The organism is uncultured Polaribacter sp. (assembly GCF_947501385.1).
Classification (GTDB): Bacteria; Bacteroidota; Bacteroidia; order Flavobacteriales; family Flavobacteriaceae; genus Polaribacter.
Window position 1 is genome coordinate 1 of the sequence record NZ_CANMVP010000020.1, and the last position, 21,144, is coordinate 21,144.

The following is a 21,144-nucleotide window of genomic DNA, read 5'->3' on the forward strand; positions in this document are numbered from 1 at the left end:
TGCTCTTTCTCCTTTTTATTAATATCTATCTAATATAAATACTTTAATCCATATCCTTTTGCAAACATAGGATGACATACGCTGCGAAAAATCATAAGCTTTAAAACAACTCTTTATTACTAATATCTAAATAGTTTCGTTTTACAAAAGCTAGAATCGTTTCTAAAATTTCACCCATATTTTCACATTCTTTAAACTTTACATCACCAACATATTGTATCAAATGCTTTTTTAGAAGCGCTACATTTTCTGGAAAGGAAATGGTATCTGCTTTCATGCATTTAATTAAACGAGCGGTTCTTCTTGGCGCAGTAATCATTCTTTTTGCCATAAAAGAACGTTCTTCAATTTTATATTGTCTTATAGAACTATTTTCCAGCTTTTTTCCAACCATTTCTATCATCTTAAAATTCTCTTTCATAAACTGTAAGTTGTACACTTTTAAGTTTCCTTCAAAAGATTGCTGGTCGAAATCTATGGCTCTAATTTTGTAAATAATATGGTCGAAATCATGCGTTGGTGTAATTACATAATTGTAAGAACGCATATCGCCTAACAGACGCACTAAACAACGTTCTTTAAACTTTACAAATTCTTTAGCAATTTGAGATTTTTCTAATTCTGTACAATGTGGCAAAAAGTCTTTTATAAAATCGTCTCCAGGAATTCCTGCAATGTGTTCTTCTATCAACGTGTTTTTATACACCAAAAAATTCATGTTATGCGGCGATAGAATATGCTCTAACTCTAAACCATAAACTCTTGAAGCATCTGCTTTTTTTACATAAAAGTAGGTAAAGTTATCATTTAAAATATTTCTAATTTTAATGCGAAAAGGTTTTGAGTTTCCAAACGTACAATAATCAATGGCATCTACATTTAAAAAGGGAATGGCGTCATCATTTCCATCGGAATGAAGCATGGTGTAAACTTTTTTTAAATTATTATCTATTTCATTTCTATCTGCATCTGAATAATAGGTTCGTATCCAAAGTGTATCCTCGTCATTTTTATCATACACCGTTACTGAGCCTTGAAAACGTAATAAATCGTCATAAGAGATAGCATTTTTTATATTTCTATTATAATTTCTTAAATACGCGTCTAGCATTTCATTTACGAGAAATGAAGGTTTTTTCTTAGACATCAATTTTTTCTCTACAGCCATCTTCTCTATTGAATTTCCTCAAAAGTAAGAATTATTTAAGCATTCTTCGTCAGTAATTTGTTTAACACAATTTTAAATATAAAGATGCTATTTTTAATTACTTTTAAAAAGATTAACAAAACCAATTATGAAATATTTACTTTCTTTTTTATTTCTTGTTTTTATCACCTGTAAAACCAAACCTGTTTTAACTAGTAAAGAAATTTTAAAAAATAGCATTCAAAAACATGACCCCCAAAATCAATGGAATTTTGCTGCATTAAATTTTCATATTCAAGAACCAAGAATTGGAAACCCTATAAGATATTCTATTGTAAAATTGAACAATAAAACTGGAGCTTTTGAACTGCAAAGAAATAGAAACACCGCTATTTCTAGTCATATTATTGATGACAACGGAAATGCATCAACACTTCTTAATGGTAACGTTACTAATGATTCTTTACTGATAAAAAAATACAGATTAGATCCTAAAAGAAATTTTGGCTACAAACGTTTTTATCAAACTTTATATGGTTTGCCAATGTCTTTAAAAAATGAACAAATTACACTTCACACGAAGGTAGAAGAAGTCATGTTCAATAAAAAAAATACCTATAAAATTTCTTTGGAATTTAAAGAACCTCTATTTTCTAAAGACTGGAATCTCTATTTTTCGGTTGAAGACTTTACCATCCAAGGAATAGAAATGGTCTTCCCAGAAGATCTCCTTAAAGGAGATCGCGTTTTGTTTGATGATTTTGTAAAAGTTGAGAATCTGTTATTAGTAAGAATGCATCACTGGTATGCATTAGACAATACGTATGCTGGTTCTGATATTATTTTAAAACAACTCAACTAAGTTCAAACATCTTTCCAGGCAAAGGTTTTATAATGCCTTTGAGTTCCATTTGCAATAAAATAGATGATAATTGATACATAGGAATGTTACATTCTAAAGCTATAACATCTAATAATTGCTGCCCTTTTACATGCAATACATCATAAATTTTTTGTTCGTTGTCATTCAACGCTATAAAGAGTTGTTTTTGAATCGTTTTTGGAGTTTTCTCTAAATCCCAATTCAACATTTTTACAATGTCTTCTGCAGAATTTAATAGAAATGCCTTGTTATTTTTAATCAAATTATTACAACCTTTACTAAACAAATCTGTTGTTCTACCAGGAACTGCAAATACATCTCTATCATAAGAATTGGCAATATCCGCGGTGACCAAAGAACCTCCTTTTTCTGCAGATTCTATAATGATAGTTGCTTTAGAAATTCCTGCTACGATTCTATTTCGCTTTAAAAAATTTTCTCGTAAAGGTGTTTCGTTGTGCCAAAACTCGGTTAGAAAACCTCCATTTTCATTTACTTGATGGATGTATTTTTTATGAACTTTCGGATACGTCTCTTCTAATCCATGTGCTAAAACAGCAATGGTTTGCAAATTATTTTTTAGAGCTGCTTTGTGCGCACAGATATCTACTCCATAAGCAAAACCACTAACAATTATAGGATTGTATGCTGCTAAATCTTGTATCAATTGATTGCAAAAATCTCTCCCATAAGAACTCATATTTCTTGTACCAACAATAGAGATGATTCTATGATTAGAAAGATCGATGTTTCCATCTTTAAATAATAAAATAGGGCTGTCTATACAATGCTGTAAATTGGTTGGATAATCATCTTCTAAAAAATAAGAATACGCAATCTTATGCTCTTGCATATATTTTAACTCTTGGGTTGCCAATTTGATGTTTTCTTCATCAAAAAGATGTTTTAAAGCGTGATTTCCAATGCCGTTTATTTTTGATAAATACGCAGCTTTTTCTTTAAATATTTGAGAGACATCTCCCACATTTACAATGAGTTTCTTTGCCAAAATATCGCCAATAGCTTTACTTTTTTGCAATCTTAAAACGGCAAGTAACTTTTCTTCTTTCAACAGGTAACAATTTGAATACCAATATATAAAAATTTTGTTGATAATTTTTAGCGATCCTAGTTTTCTAAGTTGCCAAAATTTCTATATTTGTTTATATGAATTTAGCCAACTACATCAACGATTTATTATACAGATACGATTGCGTAATTGTTCCTGATTTTGGAGGATTTGTAACCAATAGAATTGGTGCAAAATTAAATACAGACACACATACATTCTATCCACCAACAAAACAAATTACCTTTAATAGTCATCTAAAACACAATGATGGTTTGTTGGCGAATTACATTGCTTCTTCCGAGCAAATCTCTTTTGAAAAGGCTTCTACAGCTATTTCTTTGTTGGTTATTAAATGGCAAAACGAATTACAATCTAATGAAATTCAGCTAAATAATTTAGGTGCTATTTCTTTAAACGACAACAAACAAATTATTTTTGAACCTACAAAAGAAATCAATTTTTTAACCGCTTCTTTTGGACTGTCTTCTGTAGCATCTTCATCAATTACAAGATATAAAGCACAAGTAAAACCTTTTATTCCTGTTGTAAATCCAACGCAGAAAAAAGCAGTGCCTACCTTTATAAAATATGCTGCAACTGCTGCTATTTTATTAACATTAGGTTTTGCAGGTTACAATGGTTATCAACAAAATAAGCAAAAAGAAGTATTTGCAATTCAACAAACAGCTTTAGAGAAAAAAATACAAACCGCAACATTTGTTATTGCGAATCCGCTGCCAACTTTAGACTTAAATGTTGTGAAAGAAAAGGAAAAAAAATACCATGTAATTGCAGGTGCTTTTCAGTTTCCAGAAAATGCAGAAAAAAAAGTAAAACAATTACTTTTAGAGGGCTTTGATGCTAAAATTATTGGCGTTAACAAATGGGGCTTGACACAAGTTACTTTTAATAGTTATGTTGATAAAAAGGATGCCATTAACCGTCTAAATAAAATTAAAAGAACTGTTTCTAAAGACGCTTGGTTGCATATAAAAGAGTAAAACAATTTCCATTTATCTTTCTCTAAAATAAGAACACTTTTAACGAGTGATTATTATCTTTGCAAAAAATTTATTTTTTGATGGAAGCAAAAACACCTAAAGAATCTTTAACCATTTTAACAGATTTAGTTTTACCAGGAGACACCAATTACTTAGACAATCTTTTTGGAGGAGAATTACTAGCTAGAATGGACAGAGCTTGTAGTATTGCTGCAAGAAGGCACTCTAGAAGAATTGTTGTTACGGCTTCTGTAAATCATGTTGCTTTTAACAAATCTGTTCCTGTAGGAAGTGTGGTAACCGTTGAGGCGAAAGTTTCTAGAGCATTTAAATCTTCTATGGAAATTTATGTTGATGTTTGGATAGAAGACAGACAATCTGGGCAAAAAACAAAAGTAAATGAAGGAATTTATACCTTTGTCGCGGTAGATGAAACAGGAAAACCTGTTCAGATTCCTCAAATACATCCTGAAACTAAATTAGAAAAAGAACGTTTTGAAGGTGCTTTAAGGCGTAAACAATTAAGTTTGGTTTTAGCAGGGAAATTAAAACCTCATGAAGCAACAGAGTTAAAAGCACTTTTTAATTAGAATCCTATGGAATTTTTAAATCACTACAAATTTATCGAATCTATTATTGTTTTTGTTTTGGCAATTTTTATACGTTGGCTAACCACAAATTCTTTACGGAAGATTCAGCAAAAATTTGGATTTCATAATTCTAGAATATTAGTAACAAATAAAATAATTACAATTCTTATTTATATTACTGTAATTGTTGTTATTGCTTTTATTTGGGGTGTAGATGAAAAACAATTATTAATTTATATCTCTTCATTTTTAACCATTTTAGGAATTGCTTTTTTTGCACAATGGTCTATACTTTCTAATATTACTGCAGGTATTATTTTATTTGTAAATTACCCTGTAAAAATTGGAGACACGATTACGATCTTAGAAAAAGACAATAATATTACTGGAGAAATTAGAGATATTGGTGCTTTTTTTATCACTATAAGAACACCCGATAAGGAATTAATTACATTACCCAATTCTATTATTCTTCAAAAAAATATAAAGTATTCTCCTCAGCCAAATTAATGAATTTGTTCTCTAAAACTATTTGAATATAAAAAGTAAACCAGTGAAATTTTCACTGGTTTACTTTTTTTACTGTTAATCTTCATTTTTAAAAATCAACTTATTTTCTAATTCGTTATTCTATAAGAAAAAATTATGCTGTTTGTTCTTCGTGCTTGCCTTCGTAAATTTCTTCTACAAGCTTCGCATTAAATGCTGGTAAATCATCAGGATTTCTACTGGTTACCAATCCAGAATCTACAACAACTTCTTCATCAGACCAATTTGCTCCTGCATTTATCATGTCTGTTTTAATAGATTCATAAGAAGTTATATTTCTTCCTTTTAATACTCCTGCCTCTGCTAATAACCAAGGCGCATGACAAATAGCTGCCACTGGTTTATGGTTTTCAAAAAATGATTTTACAAAGCTAACAGCATCTTTATTTTTACGCAACATGTCTGGGTTTATAACACCACCTGGTAACATTAATGCATTATAATCTGCTTGCGTTACTTGATCTAACGTTTTGTCTACTGTATAGGTTTTTCCCCAATCTCCATCGTTCCAAGATTTTATTTCACCAGACTCTAAAGAAACAATATGTACATCTGCGCCTGCTTTTTCTAACGCTTTTTTTGGTTCGCTTAATTCACTTTCTTCAAATCCATTGGTTGCTAAAATTGCAACAGTCTTTCTATTTAAGTTTTCCATTTTAAAATTTTTAAATTAATATTAGTGTAGAACTTAATTGCTTTCTAAATTCTTCTACAAAAGTAAATATTGAATGGAACCATCATTAATTCAATCCATAAGTATTTTGACACAAATACTATTTTAAGAAAATTTTATCTTTTTAGAATCCAAGAAGACGGATTCAACTTTGTGGTATTTTTATACAAAACAAAAATCAATGTTGTTTTTCCTGATACTTTATCTGTAAAAATTTGACCTATTTTTTGACCTGTTTTTATAGCATCACCTTTTTTAACATAGAGCTTTTCTAAGTTATTATAAGAGGTTATATAATTTCCATGTTGAATTAACACATTTCTTTTACCTTGAGAGGTCACTAAGATATTTAGCACTTTTCCGCTAAAAATTGCCTCTGCACTTTTCCCTCTTTTTGTAACAATATGTAACCCTGTACTATTGATAGAAATTCCAGGAAAAGACGGGTGTGGCTGATTCCCGAATCTTCTAGTCACCAAACCTTCATCTACAGGCCAAGGCAATTTACCTTTGTTCTGTTCAAATTTTGCAGCTAGTGCTTTTGCTTCTGGACTTAAAATAAACTCGTTTTTCTTAGTATTCTTCGGTTTAATTTTAAGTTTTGCATTTGCAAGTCTATTCGCTTTTGCAATTTCGTCTCTAATAATCTTATCAATTTTTTCAGTAACTCTTCTTTCTGCTTTTATTTTATTCCGAAGATCTCTTTTGTATTTATTCTCTTTCTTTTTTATAGAAGTAATTAGTCTTTCTTTGTTTTTTTTATCTGATTCGATTTTTTCTTTTTGTTCTTTTTCTGAAAGAATCAAAGTATCTTTTACTTGCTTTTGCAGCAACAAAGAATCGTTTAATTTGGCTACTAAATTGGTTTGATTTACAATTGCTTCTCCTTGTTTTTTTCGAAAAGAAGTATATTGTTTCATATACTCTAAACGCTTGTATGCTTGATAGAAGTTTTGAGACGAAAGTAAAAACATCATTCTGCTTTGTTGAGATTTACTTTTATACGATCTAAAAATCATATTGGCGTAATCTTCTTTTAAAGCAGCAAGTTCTTTCTCTAATTTGGCAATTTCCTTTTCGTTTTTATGTATTTCTTTCGAAAGTAGTTTTGCTTCTGAATTAATAGTTCTTATCAATCTTAATCGAACATCAATTTTTTGATTTAAATCTTTTAAATTCTCAAGAATATTTTTTTCCTTTTTTTGTTCTTTAAACAATAAACTATTTACTTGGGCTATTTCTTTTTTTAATTTTAAACGTTGTTGCTCTAACTCTTTTTTTGTTTGACTAAAAGAAGAAAAACTACTCAAAAGTAGCACAGAAAACAATATGTAAAAACAAGCTCTAATCACTATAAATTAATGCGTTTATATCCTTTAGGAATTGTAAAAGAAGTATTAATTTCTGTATTAAATTCAACAGATTTTAATTCAAAATCTATGGTTGTTAATTTAGTGCCTTTTTTTGCTTTTATATTTATTTCTTGTGGAAAAACTTCATCTTCAACCAATTTATACAAAGGATACTTAATATCTAGTCTTTGGCCTTTTAAACTATTTACAATAGATTGCTGATCTAGTTTAAAATGACTTGGATTCACTGCAAAAAAAGCATCAAACAAATTGGCTTGCAATTGTGGAGATAGCACATAAGAATTATTTTCAATGGCTACCTTTTGTTTTTTGAGTTTCAAATCTAAAATAGCTTGTCCTAAAAACAAATTTTGTAATTGCTGAAAATTTATTTCTGTTCCTAATAATTTTTCTAACATTGCAAAATCTCCTTCAAAATATTTTTTCTCTAGTGGCGAGTAAAATTGAACAGAAGTTGGTGTGATTTTCGCTTTAAAAACACTGATAAATTTTGTGCCTTTCAACCAAATTACCTCGTCTTTTATTATTTTTAGATAGACAGAAATACTTTGTTTTATTTTTCCGTCGTTAAAATTTGCTTTTAATTTTGCGTCTACAGTTTCTTTATCAAAATGAGTCGCTATGTGTTTTCTAACAACTTTTTTTGCAGATATTTCTTTTGCGATTACATTTTCATCCATAATGTTTTTTGTTGATTTACAAGCGCTAAATATAACGACTGTAACTAATAAATATTTTAAATATCGCATCCTAATTATTCAATTTTTTTGACTTTTCCATAAATTTCTTTTCTTCAATTGTATTTCCTAAACCTTTATAAGAAACAGACATTTCTTTATAAAAATCTGCTTCCATAGCATCTTCAATAACAAAATCGATACCATTTTTTAAAATCTCTAGTGCTTTTTTAAATTCTTTTTTTGAATTTAGTGCTTTCCCGTTTATCAAATAGACAAATGGCTGTGCAGGAAAAAGAGAAATACCTTCTTTACTATACTGTAAAAGCTGTGCTGTATTGTTTTTAGATTGTTCTAAAATTTGTTTTAACAGCAGATAAGATTTATCAGATTTAAATTTTACTATTAAATCTTCTTCAATATTAATTACTTCCTTTTTTACTTTAGGATTTTTACGCTGCTCGATACTATCTTTTATTCTTTTTAGGTTTGAAGAAAGTGCGTTTTCTTTTTCTAAAAGATTCATTAAAGTTAAAGCAGCCTTAGTATTTCTATTTTGTAAATGAAGTCTTACTAAATATTCTCTTTCTTTAGGATTTGAAGCAATAATTTTTTGCTGCTTTTTTATCGCTTCAGTATAATTTCTTTCTTTTACTAGAATTTTTACCAAATGTTTTTGCATCCAAAGATTATCTGCATCTTTAGCCAAAGCTCTTCTTATGTATTCTTTTGCTAAAAGTGTTTTATTTAAAAATAAGTAGTTTTTAGAAAATTCAAAAAAAACGGTTAGATTGTTTGGCAATATTTGATTGCAACTTTCTAAATTTTCGATCGATTTTTGGTAGTTTCCAATCGCTTTCTGAGACAACGCTTTAAAGAAAAATTGCTGAAATTTCAACTCTTTTTCTTCGCTTACATCTACTGCTGCAGGAATGCTGTCTTGTGCAAAATATTTTAGAGAAATTAGAAAAAAGAGCAAAGAAAAAAGAGACATCTTAAAATAATTTAAGGGTCTCTCATTGCTACTTTTTATGTTCTTTTTTCTAAAAACCATTAAGTTAATTCTGTATAATCGCCAATACTTACAGAGGTGAAATTACCATCAAATTTTGCGAAATTACCAATCATTGCATTGTCTAATTTTGCATTAGAAATGGTCACATTGGTTTGAATTAATGAATTTGTGATGGTCGCATTTTCTACAATACTATTTTCCCCTATGGAAACATAGGGTCCTATTTTTGTATTTTTTAGCACTACATTTTTCCCAATATAGCAAGGCTGAATAATCTCTGAATTCTCTAATACAACGTCTTTAGAAACTAAATTATTTCCTGCCTTGTGTTCAAATTCTAAAACCTGTTTGTTTGTATCTACAGTGGGGTCTTTTTTTCCACAATCCATCCAAGTATCTACCGTTCCTGGAATAAATTTTGCGCCTTCATTTTTGAGCGTTTCTAAAACATTGGTCAATTGAAATTCACCGTGTTCTTTTAAATCGTTATCTATTAAATATTGAATTTCTTTCTTTACACGATCTCCATCTTTAAAATAATAAATCCCAATTATTGCTAAATCCGAAACAAATTTTGTTGGTTTTTCTACAAAATCTTTAATATAACCATCTTGTAATTTCACAACTCCAAAGGCACTAGGATCTGCTACCTGTTTTACCCAAATTGCGCCATCGGCATTTGCATCTAACTTAAAATCTGCCTTAAATAAAGTATCTGCAAACGCAACCACACAAGGTCCGCTTAAAGAATCTTTAGCGCAAAAAATAGCATGGGCTGTACCCAAAGCCTCTTCTTGAACATAAACAGAACCTTTTGCGCCTAACTCTTTAGCGATCTTTAAAAGATTCTCTTTCGTATTTGACGGAAACCCCTTTTTTGCAGGCCCTATAATAAAGGCAATTTCATCTATTTTTTCATCAATTACAGACGAGATATCTTCTACCAATCTTTGTACAATTGGCTTTCCTGCGATTACTGTTAAAGGTTTAGGAACCGTTAATGTGTGTGGTCTCAAACGAGAACCAATTCCTGCCATCGGAACAATTATTTTCATACTCTTTTTTATCAAAATTAAAAATGCAATATACCATTTATTAAAAAGATTCTAAAACAATTGAGATGATTAAAAAATGACATCAAAATAGGAAGTTTAACGTTACTGCAATCTCTAAAAAAGATCAAAAGATAAAAATGCATGTTAAAAATAATTTTTGAAACACCCCTTAAAGGCAAGCATGGTTTCATTTTAAAAAACAGCCTATCCCTGAATTCAGGGATACCCACCCCTGAATTCAGGGATATCAAAAAAACACTGTTTTCAGGGATTGAATTAAATTTAAAATTTTAGTATGTTTGACAAGTTATTAATAAAAATTTAAGATATTTTAATAAGTTTTTATCAATATAATTAATATAGTTTAAATATTTTATAGAAACCCTTAATTAAAAAACACTCTTTACATGAAAAAAAAAGACTTCAGAACCTTACTAATTGGCGGAGTTGCTATGGTATCAATCACGCTCTTTTTAGCAAGAAATTCTTTTACAAATGATGAAAAAGATTCAACTTTATCACAAAGAAAAAAGTTAGAAAATTTTGTAAAAAACAGTCCTTATCAAGAAACCTTAAAATGGGACAAGAAAAAAAGAAAACGAAACGGTTTGCCCCCAAATCGATATTTTGAACAAATGTGGGAGTTAACCATTAATCCTTCAACTGGACAATTAGATGATGGAGATTTAACGCAACTAAGAGAAAAACTAATACGTAAAAGACTTTCTAGAAAAAGCCCAGGAGATGCAACAAACGCATGGGAAGAAAGAGGTCCGAATAACGTAGGTGGTAGAACAAGAGTGATCATGTTCGATCCAAATGATGCAACAAACAATACCGTTTACGCAGGTGGCGTTTCTGGTGGATTATGGAAAAACACCAACATTGCTAACTCAAGTTCACAATGGAGCAGAGTGCAAAACGTACCAGGAAATTTATCTGTAACCTCAATTACTGTAGATCCTAGAAATGCGAATACATGGTACGTTGGTACTGGAGAACAATACACCGCTGGTGATGTTGTTGGTAATGGTGTATATGTAACTACAAATGGTGGAGGTACATGGACTGCTTTAACAATTCCTGCTTCAGGACCAGATTCTTTTGACTACAATGCATCTAACTTGTTTTTAAAAGGTATCTACTATGTAAACGATGTTTTAGCATGGGATAATGGAAGTGCTACAGAACTTTTTGTTGCAATAGGCGCAAGTGTTTATGGAGATTCTTCTAGCCCAAGAAATTGGCTAGGCTTACAATCTGCAGGTATTTACAGATCTACGAATAATGGTACTACTTGGAGCAGAATAGAATCTGCAAATCTTTCACATTCTTTTGGAGGCGCTACTTACTACTACATTCCTAACGATTTAGAAGTTGGCGCAGATAACAAACTTTGGATGGGTACAATCAGTTCTCCATTAGGAGAAGGTGGAGGAAGAGTGTATAGCTCTACAGATGGTGCTACTTGGACAGAAGCTGCAGCATCTCCTTTAACCGATTCTAACAGAGTAGAATTAGAACCATCTGCAACAAACGGAAATAAACTATATGCCTTAACACAAGGTGTAAGTGCTCCTGTTCATATTTATGAAACAACAAATGGCTTTGGAAGCATCACTACAAAAGCTTTACCAAATGATGCAGATACGGGAATTTCAGCAAATGATTTTACACGTGGACAAGCATTTTATGATTTAGTCATTGAAGCAGATCCTGCCAATGATAATATTTTATATGTGGGTGGTATCGATTTATTTAAATCTACAAACAGTGCAAGTTCTTGGTCTCAATTATCACATTGGTATGGTGGCTTCGGACAACCAAATAATGTACATGCAGATCAACATTCTATTGCTTTTGGTAATAATGATGCATCTAAAGTTTTATTTGGAAATGATGGTGGCATCTTTTATTCTGGAAATTCAGGAAGCACAATAGGTGCAAGAAATAACAACTACAATGTAACTCAATTTGTAAAAGCCAGTATTGGTCCAGATGGTGTTGGAGATGTAAATGGAATTTTCTCTGCAGGTGCTCAAGACAACGGAACACAAGCTTTTAGAGATGCAAACACTGCCAACGGTATCAATTCTTCGGAAGAGTTAAGTGACGGTGATGGGTTTTATACTTTTGTAGACAAAGACGGTCAATATATGATTGCAACCTATGTAAATAATGTGATCTATAGATTTAGTTTACCTTGGAATGGACAAGGAAGAATTGATGGTGGTGCAACTACATTATCGAGTGATCAAAGTACAGGAGATTTTGTAAATCCTATGGATTATGATAGTGATGCAAACAGATTATTATCTAATAAATCTACAGGAACAAGCAATGCTATTTTAAGTATAAACGTAGCTTCAAACAGCAATGGAACTTTAACCAATGCTGCCTTAACAGCTAGTCCAACAGCATTTAGAGCTTCTCCTTTTGCATCAAACACTTGGTATGTTGGGTTGTCAAATGGTGGTTTGGTAAAACTTACAAATGTTACCAATAGTTCGGCAACATTTACCACGATTGCCAATCCTTTTGTGGGAGCTGTGTCATCTGTAAGGTTTGGAGAAACTGCAAATGATTTAGTTGTAACGATCCACAATTATGGAGTTGCTAGTGTTTGGTATTCTTCAAATGATGGAACTTCTTGGGCTAACAAAGAAGGAAATTTACCGAACATTCCTGTAAGAGACTTCTTGTTGAATCCTTTAGCAACTAATGAAGCAATTATTGCAACTCAATTAGGAGTTTGGTCTACAGAAAATTTTAATGATGCTAGTCCTAACTGGTCTCAATCTTATAATGGTATGAGTGATGTAAGTGTTACTTCTTTAGATTATTGGGATGTTTCTGGTGACAATGTTACTAATAAAATCATCGCATCAACTTATGGTAGAGGCGTATTTACAGGTACATTTACCTCTTCTTCTGCGCCAGATACTGAAGCACCTACTGCACCCACAAATGTAATTGCTTCTAACATTACAGAAAATTCGATAAATCTATCTTGGAATGCAGCAACAGATAATATTGGTGTTGCAGGTTACGATGTGTATAGCAATGGGTCTTTACAAACCACAGTTGCAAACACCTCATTTGTAGCAACAGGTTTAACTGCAAATACCAGTTATTCTTTTTATGTAATTGCCAAAGATGCTTCTGGAAATAGTTCTTCTGCAAGTGCAACCATAAGCGCTTCTACGTTAGCGCCAGATACAACGGCACCAACAGCACCAACTTCTTTAACTTCAACAGGAAATACAGATACAAGTGTTAGTTTAAGTTGGAATGCTGCTACAGACAACGTTGCAGTAACTTCTTATGATATTTTAAGAGGAACTACAATTGTTGGTAATACAGTAAACACCTCTTTTACGGTGAACGGATTGACTTCTAATACTGCCTATTCTTTTTCTGTAAAAGCAAAAGACGAAGCTGGTAATATTTCTAACGCAAGTAACGCTATAAATGTTACAACAGATGCAACCGCAATAAATTATTGTACTTCACAAAGTTCTAATACGAATGACGAATATATAAGTAACGTTCAATTAGGTGGAATAGACAATAGTTCAGGTGCACAGTTTTATTCGGACTTTACAGGAATTTCAACAACATTAACAAAAGGAAATTCTTATACCGTTACTGTGACACCAACTTGGACAGGTACAATATATAATGAAGGCTATGCTGCTTGGATCGATTTCAATAAAGATGGTGATTTTACAGATGCTGGTGAACAAATTTTATCAGTTGCACCAAATCAGAACACAACGGTTTCTGCATCTTTTACAGTACCTACAAATGCCATAGAAAACGCAACAAGATTAAGAGTTGCTATGAGCTACAACGCAATCCCTACTTCTTGCCAGAGTTTTACTTATGGTGAAGTTGAAGATTATACGGTTAATTTAGCAGCATCTGGTCCAGATACTGAAGCTCCAACAAGTCCTTCAGCCCTGGCTGGAACAAATGTTACAGAAAGCGCTGTAGATTTATCTTGGACTGCTTCAACAGATAATGTGGGTGTTTCTAATTATGATGTATTCAGAAATGGAACGAACATTACAACTGTTACTGAAACTATATACACAGCAACTGGTTTAGCAGAAAATACATCTTATGTATTTACAGTAAAAGCAAAAGATGCTGCGGGTAATAGTTCTAACAACAGCAATTCATTAACTATTACAACATTAGCGGCTCCTACTTGTTTCGACGGAATACAAAATGGAGATGAAACGGGTATAGATTGTGGTGGAAGTTCATGTGCACCTTGTCAATCTTCTGAGGTTATTTTAAATGAAGGCTTTTTTGAAACAGGTTTAGATAGCTGGACAGACGGTGGTTCTGATTGTGCAAGAGTTTCAACTTCTAATTCTTACGAGGGTTCGTACTCTATTAGATTAAGAGATAATTCTGGTACAGGCTCTGCAATGACGTTATCGAATATTAATTTAACTTCATATACTCAAGTTAGCATCAACTTTTTCTTTTATGCAAATAGCATGGAAAATGGCGAAGATTTCTGGGTACGTTTTTACAACGGATCTTCTTGGTCTACAGTTCAAACCTATGCAAGAGGTACAAATTTTAACAACAATACTTTTTATGAAGCAACTGTTGTTTTAGATGCTGCCAATTACAATTTTGCATCAAATTCAGGATTTAGATTTCAGAACGATGCTTCTGGTAATAATGATCAAGTTTATATAGATCAAGTTACTATTACAGGTGCTACAAACAGTAGTTCTGTAAATAGATTAGAAGCTTTGAACTCGTTTAATACTTCATCAACAGAAAACTCAGAAGAAAATACTTTTGGTGACATTATTGTATATCCAATACCTGCTAAAAATACGTTAAACATAAACCCTAGTTATGGATTTAAGAATGCGTATAAAGTAATCGATTTAACAGGAAAAACAATTTTAAGTGGAAAATTATATAATCATGCGATCGATATTTCGAGATTAAAAATTGGCGTCTATTTTGTAGAATTGTCTGACGAGGAAGAAACGGTCTTACAAAAATTCATTAAACATTAATTATTCATCAAAAAAAATGATCTCTAGAAATGCAAGTATAGCTTCATTTTTTAGGGGTCATATCCCTGAATTCAGGGATAGCTACCCCTGAATTCAGGGATACTAAAAAAACCCTGTTTTCAGGGATTGACAAGTAATGTATTTTACTATATTTTTACAACATCATAAGTCATTTAGTTTGCACCCTAATGCAACCCCTAAAAATTAAATGATTCAAAAACCCAAGCCTTTGCTTGGGTTTTTTGTTTCTTTGTAAAAAAATACAAATAGTGAATTATTTATCAGTAGAAAACATCTCTAAGTCTTATGGAGAACGCATTTTATTTGAAGACATTTCTTTCGGAATTAACAAAGATCAAAAAGTTGCTTTTGTAGCGAAAAACGGGAGCGGAAAAACATCTATACTTAACATTATTGCAGGTTTAGATGTACCAGATGCTGGGCAAGTGGTAAGCCGAAAAGGAATTTCTATTGCATATTTGGCTCAGAAAGATGACATCAATCCAGATTTAACCATAGAAGAGACCATTTTTGCTACTGATAATAAAATACTTTCTATTGTAAATCAGTATGAAAAGGCTTTAAAAAATCTTGACAATACAGATGCCTATCAACTTGCTTTTGAGCAAATGGAACAATACAATGCCTGGGATTTTGAAACACAATACAGACAAATTTTATCTAAGTTAAAACTAGAAGATTTAACGTTAAGAGTAGGTGAATTGTCTGGAGGTCAAAGAAAACGTCTTTCTTTGGCAATTGTTTTAATAAATAAACCAGATTTATTAATCTTAGATGAACCTACAAATCATTTAGATTTAGAAATGATAGAATGGTTAGAAGCATTTTTTGCCAAAGAAAAAATTACGCTTTTTATGGTAACGCACGATCGTTATTTCTTAGAACGTGTTTGCGATGAAATTCTAGAATTAGACGAAGGAAAAATCTATAAGTACAAAGGAAATTATTCGTATTATTTACAAAATAAAGAAGAGCGTTTGGCTTTAGAAGCTACCAATTTGGGCAAAGCTAAAAGCTTGTTTAAAAAAGAGCTAGATTGGATGCGAAAGCAACCCAAGGCAAGAACTACAAAATCTAAATCTAGAACAGATGATTTCTATCAAATCAAAGAAAAAGCACACCAACGCAGACAAGATCATCAAGTTCAATTAGAAATCAACATGGAGCGTTTAGGAAGTAAAATTCTAGAACTTCATAAAGTATATAAATCTTTTGGTGATAAAAAAATATTGGATGGTTTCGATTATATTTTTAAACGCGGCGAAAGAATTGGCATTATTGGTAAAAACGGAACGGGCAAATCTTCTTTCTTAAATATTATTACAGAACAAGCACCAGCAGATAGCGGTAAAGTTGTTTTGGGTGAAACCGTAAAATTCGGATATTATACACAAGCTGGCATCCATATTAAAGAAGGACAAAAAGTGATTGAAGTTGTGAAGGAATTTGGTGAATTTATACCTTTAACAAAAGGAAGAAAAATATCTGCTTCCCAATTATTAGAACGTTTTTTATTCGACAAAAAGAAACAATATGATTTTGTTGAAAAATTGTCTGGAGGAGAACAAAAGCGTCTGTATTTATGTGCTGTCCTCATTCAAAATCCTAACTTTTTAATTTTGGATGAACCTACAAATGATTTAGATGTAGTTACTTTAAATGTCTTAGAAAACTTTTTGCTAGATTACCCAGGAAACTTATTAGTGGTTTCTCACGATCGATATTTTATGGATAAAATTGTTGATGCACTTTTTGTTTTTAGAGGTGAAGGTATTGTTGAAAATTTTCCAGGAAATTACTCAGATTTTAGAGCTTATGATAGTTCTGCACCCAAAGAAATTGCAGAAAAACCTGTTCTAAAAAAAACAGCAAAAACAGCAAAGAAGGCATCTAAAAATACCTTAAATTTTGACGAGAAAAGAGAGTTTGGTGCTTTAGAGTCTGAAATTGAGCGTTTGCAAAAAAGAAAAGCAACTATTGAAAAGCAATTTTTACATGTAGAAATCGAACCAGAAGATATTGCTAACAAATCTGAAGAATTACAAGAGACCATTAGCGCTTTAGAACAAAAAGAAGAACGTTGGTTGGAGCTTTCTATGAAAATGGAAGGCTAAACCTTTACAATGTCTTTCTCTTTTAATAATGCTTGATTGTTGAACCTTAATAATATCTGAGCAACGGCGATGGTGTCTTTTTCACAATAATTTACAATTCGTTGAATGTTTTTTTCTTGGTAATACACTTGGCCAACCTCACTCCCATCGATATCATCTTTTGGGGAAGGAATGCCTAAAATAGAGGTTAGTAATTTTAAAGAAGTATAGTGTTTATAGTCCCCGAATTTCCACAATTCTAAAGTATCTAAATGCGGAACTTCCCAAGGCTTTTTACCAAATAAATTCAGCTTTTTTGGTAATTCGATGCGATGTACAATCATTCTTCTCGCAATAAAAGGAAAATCGAACTCTTTCCCATTGTGCGCACACAAAACATGCGCAGGTTTAGAAAAATGATTTTCTAATAAAGCCTTAAACTCATTGAGAAGTTTTGTTTCATCATCCCCAAAAAATGACGTGACTCTAAATTGATCTACACCCTCATTTTCTACAAAATAACCAACAGAAATACAGATGATTTTACCAAACTCTGCCCAAATTCCTGCACGATTATAAAATTCTTCTGTTGTAAATTCCTCTTTACGTTGGTACTGTGTTTTTTTCTGATAAAGTTCTTGCGTTTCTTCTGCAAGATGATGCCAATCTTCTTCTTGCGGAACCGTTTCAATATCTAAAAATAAGATGTTGTTTAGCTTGGTTTTTAAATTCATCTTTCTTCTTTTCTACGAAATATAGTAAAAAAAGAAAAAAAACCGAAGACTTTGGCATTTTTTTGTATCCTATTCCCTGTAAAGTCTTATTGAATTCCGAACTTCTTAGTAGCTGTACTTTCTTCTTCAATAACCTTTAAAATATAAATTCCAGCGTTTATTGTAGAAACCTCTATTTTCAATTTTATTCACAAAAATTGAATATTTAAAATTAAAAAATCACTAGCAAGAGTAACATTTTAAGAGAATTAACAACTAACAATCTGTTTATCAGATGCTAATTTGATTTTTAATCTACTTGAGTTAACTAAAGGTTATGTAAACCATCAAGAAATTAAATGATTGTTAAGAAACCTTAAAGTTATATAATAATTGCTATTTTTGATATCTACACTTTTCAGAATTATGAATAAAAGCGATGTTAAAATTTTATTAGTTGATGATGAACCAGACATCATTGAAATTGTTGGTTACAATCTTAGGAATGAAGGGTATCAAGTTTTTACTGCAACTAACGGGCAAGAAGCTATAAAATCTGCTAAAAAAAATGTTCCTCATTTAATTTTATTAGATATCATGATGCCAGAAATGGATGGTATTGAAGCCTGCGAAAAAATCAGAAAAATTAGTTCTTTAGAAAACGTCATCATTTCATTTCTAACCGCTCGAGGTGAAGATTATTCTCAAGTTGCTGGTTTTGAAGCTGGCGCAGATGATTATATTACAAAGCCAATTAAACCCAAAGTTTTGGTAAGTAAAATAAAATCTTTGCTAAGAAGGTTAAAGTCGGAACAGGAAAATGAAGAAACTTTTAAAATTGGTGACATTGTAATTGACAGAGAAGAATATGTTGTATATAAAGCCGGAACGAGAATTTCACTGCCAAGAAAAGAGTTTGAACTTTTTTCTTTACTCACCTCTAAGCCAGGTAAAGTATTTAAAAGAGAGGTTATTTTAGATACGGTTTGGGGCAACGAAGTGGTTGTTGGAGGTAGAACCATAGATGTTCATATTCGAAAATTGAGAGAGAAAATTGGTGATGATCATTTTAAAACCGTCAAAGGAGTTGGCTATAAATTTGTACTATTAGAAGCAGATAAATAAATTTGCTTTTATGAAATTCAAAAAAACATACTCATACGCACTTTGGTCTGCCATTTATTTGACCCTACTAGCTGCTAGTATCGCTGCAATATCCTATTTTTTTATTCTAAAACATTTAGGCACAAGCACCATCATCATTTCCATTTTAGCCCTATTTATTATTTCTTTTTTCACAATCCAATATAGAGCAGAGCACTTTATTTATAGGAGATTAAAAAAAATTTACGAAGAAGTTACCATTTTAAATATTGATGATTTAAAAAAAGAATCTGCCACCACAGATATTGACAAACTTTCTAAGCGAGTTCAAAAATACGTGGAAGGAAAACGGCTAGAAATAAAAAATTTAACAGAGAGAGATTCTTTTAGAAGAGATTTTTTAGGAAATGTTGCCCACGAATTAAAAACACCCCTTTTTACGGTACAAGGATATATTCTTACACTTCTTGAAGGCGCCATTGACGATAAAAAAATAAGAATTAAATATTTAGAACGCGCAAACAAAGGTGTAGAAAGACTGGTTGCAGTAACCAAAGATTTAGACATGATTGCCAAGTTAGAAACAGATGGTTTAAAACTAAATATTGAAGTTTTTAACATCTTAGAAATTATTCAAAATGTGTTTGATTTGGTTGAAATGAAAGCCAAAAAAAGAAACATCACCTTAAAATTCGATAAGATTTATGAGTTTCCGGTTTTTGTTGTTGGAGATATTGAAAAAATAGAACAAGTACTTATCAATTTAGTGGTAAACTCTATCAAATACGGGAAACCGAATGGAGTGAGCATCGTTGCGGTAGACAATTACAATGAAAATAAGTTTGTTATTAGAGTTATAGACAATGGTGAAGGTATCAAACAGCAACATTTCCCGCGTCTTTTTGAACGTTTCTACAGAGTAGATCAAAGCAGATCTAGAGAGCAAGGTGGCTCTGGTTTAGGTTTATCGATTGTAAAACATATTGTCGAAGCGCACAACCAAAGCGTTTTATTAAAAAGTACTTTTGGTGAAGGGTCAGAATTCTCTTTTACGATGGAAAAGGCGAAATAAAGTGACATCAAACTCAGTTTCTTTCGCATGTAAACCTTGATAATTCTCAACTTCATTTAATTTCTCTGAAGTAAAATCTTCAATCTTAGAAAACGGAGCCTTATAATTACGCTCTAAATAATTAGCTAGATATTCTTGTTCAGGTTGATTTTCTGTAGGAATAAAAAATACTTTTTTATCAAGAACAGCCAAATCCATTATTGACGAGTAACCAGATCTACAAACAACCATCTTTGCAGCATTTATTTTTTGTTCTAATTCTTCTGATAAAAGAAAATTATAAAACATACAATTGTTATGCTGCCAGCTTTTTTGCGGGATTTCTATTTTCCCAAGCACAAAAACGATAGTTCTTGGATCATTTTCAAATACTGAAACCAGTTTATTTTCTATAAAAGTTCTATTGGGTTCTGGTCCAGAAAGTATGATTAAAATATCTATTTCTTTTGCTAAGTCCGTTTTTTTAAATCTACTTAAAATTCCAATATATTTTTGATGTAACTTTCTTTTAGAGATGGATAGTTTTCCTGAAAATTCAGAATGTATAGTATCAGGAATCCAGCATTCATCAAATCTTTTGATAATCTTTTGATGAATTTTACTCGTAAAAAAAGTAGTGACTTTAGAGAGAATATTTACTTGATGTGTTATATAAACAGAAGGTACTTTTTTACTTCTAACCCCAAATCTATTATCAGATATTACACCAACAACTTCTATATTTTGATTGATAAAAAGCTGTATAATCTTTTTCTCTTGATTGATTGCTCTTACAATTGTTGGAAGCTGAAGGAATAGATTCTTTTTTAAATTTTTACCATATTTTATTTTATAAGAAGGTAATTCTAAGGTTTCTAAATCGGGAAATTCGTGTTTTAGGAACTCTAAAGCAAGTCCATCTGAAGCTATTACGGGTGTAAAATTTGCTGAAATTAAAGCATTTATAATGGGTATGCAGCGTGATGCATGACCTAAACCCCAGTATAATGGTGCAACAATTACTTTCTTCATTTTAGAATATAAATTTTCAATTATGAGATTGCTGTCACTTAGTA

Annotated in this window: 18 protein-coding genes; 8 read left to right on the forward strand and 10 right to left on the reverse strand. The window is 31.4% G+C overall.

Annotated features, from left to right (window positions below; all coding sequences use genetic code 11):
* Positions 1–100: 100 nt before the first annotated feature.
* A complete protein-coding gene (locus Q0998_RS13270; protein WP_299670500.1) occupies positions 101–1,168 on the reverse strand; it encodes a hypothetical protein in 1,068 nt (355 codons plus the stop codon).
* Positions 1,169–1,295: 127 nt separating this feature from the next.
* Here Q0998_RS13270 and Q0998_RS13275 point away from each other — a divergent pair, with 127 nt between their 5' ends.
* Entirely contained in the window at positions 1,296–2,009 is a 714-nt protein-coding gene (locus Q0998_RS13275; protein ID WP_299670502.1) for a DUF6503 family protein, read from the forward strand.
* Here Q0998_RS13275 and dprA read toward each other — a convergent pair.
* Positions 2,002–3,102, reverse strand: a complete 1,101-nt coding sequence (gene dprA / locus Q0998_RS13280; RefSeq protein WP_299670504.1) for a DNA-processing protein DprA — start codon at positions 3,100–3,102, stop codon at positions 2,002–2,004. The genes Q0998_RS13275 and dprA overlap by 8 nt on opposite strands.
* Positions 3,103–3,197: 95 nt before the next feature.
* On the opposite strand from dprA, the gene Q0998_RS13285 reads away from it, so the two are divergent.
* The 3 genes from Q0998_RS13285 to Q0998_RS13295 all read left to right on the forward strand — a co-directional run bounded on the left by Q0998_RS13285 (position 3,198) and on the right by Q0998_RS13295 (position 5,203).
* A complete protein-coding gene (locus Q0998_RS13285) occupies positions 3,198–4,103 on the forward strand; it encodes an SPOR domain-containing protein (RefSeq protein WP_299670506.1) in 906 nt (301 codons plus the stop codon).
* A gap of 80 nt (positions 4,104–4,183) precedes the next feature.
* Positions 4,184–4,693 (forward strand): acyl-CoA thioesterase, encoded by a 510-nt coding sequence (locus Q0998_RS13290; RefSeq protein ID WP_299670508.1) that lies wholly within the window; start codon positions 4,184–4,186, stop codon positions 4,691–4,693.
* A gap of 6 nt (positions 4,694–4,699) precedes the next feature.
* Positions 4,700–5,203, forward strand: coding sequence for a mechanosensitive ion channel domain-containing protein (locus Q0998_RS13295; RefSeq protein WP_299670510.1), 504 nt, complete (start codon positions 4,700–4,702; stop codon positions 5,201–5,203).
* A 133-nt stretch (positions 5,204–5,336) separates the two neighbouring features.
* Here Q0998_RS13295 and Q0998_RS13300 read toward each other — a convergent pair whose 3' ends face one another.
* The 5 genes from Q0998_RS13300 to Q0998_RS13320 form a co-directional block, all read right to left on the reverse strand.
* A complete protein-coding gene (locus tag Q0998_RS13300) occupies positions 5,337–5,897 on the reverse strand; it encodes a type 1 glutamine amidotransferase domain-containing protein (protein WP_299670512.1) in 561 nt (186 codons plus the stop codon).
* Between the two features lie 134 nt (positions 5,898–6,031).
* Positions 6,032–7,234: a peptidoglycan DD-metalloendopeptidase family protein gene (locus tag Q0998_RS13305; protein WP_299670514.1), complete on the reverse strand. Its 1,203-nt coding sequence runs from the start codon at positions 7,232–7,234 to the stop codon at positions 6,032–6,034.
* 32 nt (positions 7,235–7,266) lie between these two features.
* Entirely contained in the window at positions 7,267–7,968 is a 702-nt protein-coding gene (locus Q0998_RS13310; protein ID WP_299670516.1) for a DUF4292 domain-containing protein, read from the reverse strand.
* A 70-nt stretch (positions 7,969–8,038) separates the two neighbouring features.
* Positions 8,039–8,959 carry a hypothetical protein gene (locus tag Q0998_RS13315; RefSeq protein WP_299670518.1) on the reverse strand — a complete coding sequence of 307 codons (921 nt, stop codon included), beginning with the start codon at positions 8,957–8,959 and terminating at the stop codon, positions 8,039–8,041.
* A 59-nt stretch (positions 8,960–9,018) separates the two neighbouring features.
* Positions 9,019–10,035, reverse strand: coding sequence for a sugar nucleotidyltransferase (locus Q0998_RS13320; RefSeq protein WP_299670520.1), 1,017 nt, complete (start codon positions 10,033–10,035; stop codon positions 9,019–9,021).
* A gap of 407 nt (positions 10,036–10,442) precedes the next feature.
* On the opposite strand from Q0998_RS13320, the gene Q0998_RS13325 reads away from it, so the two are divergent.
* A complete protein-coding gene (locus Q0998_RS13325) occupies positions 10,443–15,086 on the forward strand; it encodes a GEVED domain-containing protein (protein WP_299670522.1) in 4,644 nt (1,547 codons plus the stop codon).
* Between the two features lie 269 nt (positions 15,087–15,355).
* On the forward strand, positions 15,356–17,221 hold the full coding sequence (locus Q0998_RS13330; protein ID WP_299670524.1) for an ABC-F family ATP-binding cassette domain-containing protein: 1,866 nt from the start codon (positions 15,356–15,358) through the stop codon (positions 17,219–17,221).
* Here the strand turns inward: Q0998_RS13330 and Q0998_RS13335 are convergent.
* Both Q0998_RS13335 and Q0998_RS19395 read right to left on the reverse strand, forming a co-directional pair.
* On the reverse strand, positions 17,218–17,934 hold the full coding sequence (locus Q0998_RS13335) for a 3'-5' exonuclease (RefSeq protein WP_299670526.1): 717 nt from the start codon (positions 17,932–17,934) through the stop codon (positions 17,218–17,220). The genes Q0998_RS13330 and Q0998_RS13335 overlap by 4 nt on opposite strands.
* 86 nt (positions 17,935–18,020) lie before the next feature.
* Positions 18,021–18,116 carry a T9SS type A sorting domain-containing protein gene (locus tag Q0998_RS19395; RefSeq protein WP_366943651.1) on the reverse strand — a complete coding sequence of 32 codons (96 nt, stop codon included), beginning with the start codon at positions 18,114–18,116 and terminating at the stop codon, positions 18,021–18,023.
* Positions 18,117–18,339: 223 nt separating this feature from the next.
* Between Q0998_RS19395 and Q0998_RS13340 the strand changes: the two genes are divergently transcribed.
* Positions 18,340–19,038 (forward strand): response regulator transcription factor, encoded by a 699-nt coding sequence (locus Q0998_RS13340; RefSeq protein WP_299670528.1) that lies wholly within the window; start codon positions 18,340–18,342, stop codon positions 19,036–19,038.
* Between the two features lie 10 nt (positions 19,039–19,048).
* Positions 19,049–20,089 (forward strand): ATP-binding protein, encoded by a 1,041-nt coding sequence (locus Q0998_RS13345; protein WP_299670530.1) that lies wholly within the window; start codon positions 19,049–19,051, stop codon positions 20,087–20,089.
* Here the strand turns inward: Q0998_RS13345 and Q0998_RS13350 are convergent.
* Positions 20,054–21,100 carry a glycosyltransferase gene (locus Q0998_RS13350; RefSeq protein ID WP_299670532.1) on the reverse strand — a complete coding sequence of 349 codons (1,047 nt, stop codon included), beginning with the start codon at positions 21,098–21,100 and terminating at the stop codon, positions 20,054–20,056. The two genes, Q0998_RS13345 and Q0998_RS13350, sit on opposite strands and share 36 nt — an antisense overlap.
* Positions 21,101–21,144: the final 44 nt, after the last annotated feature.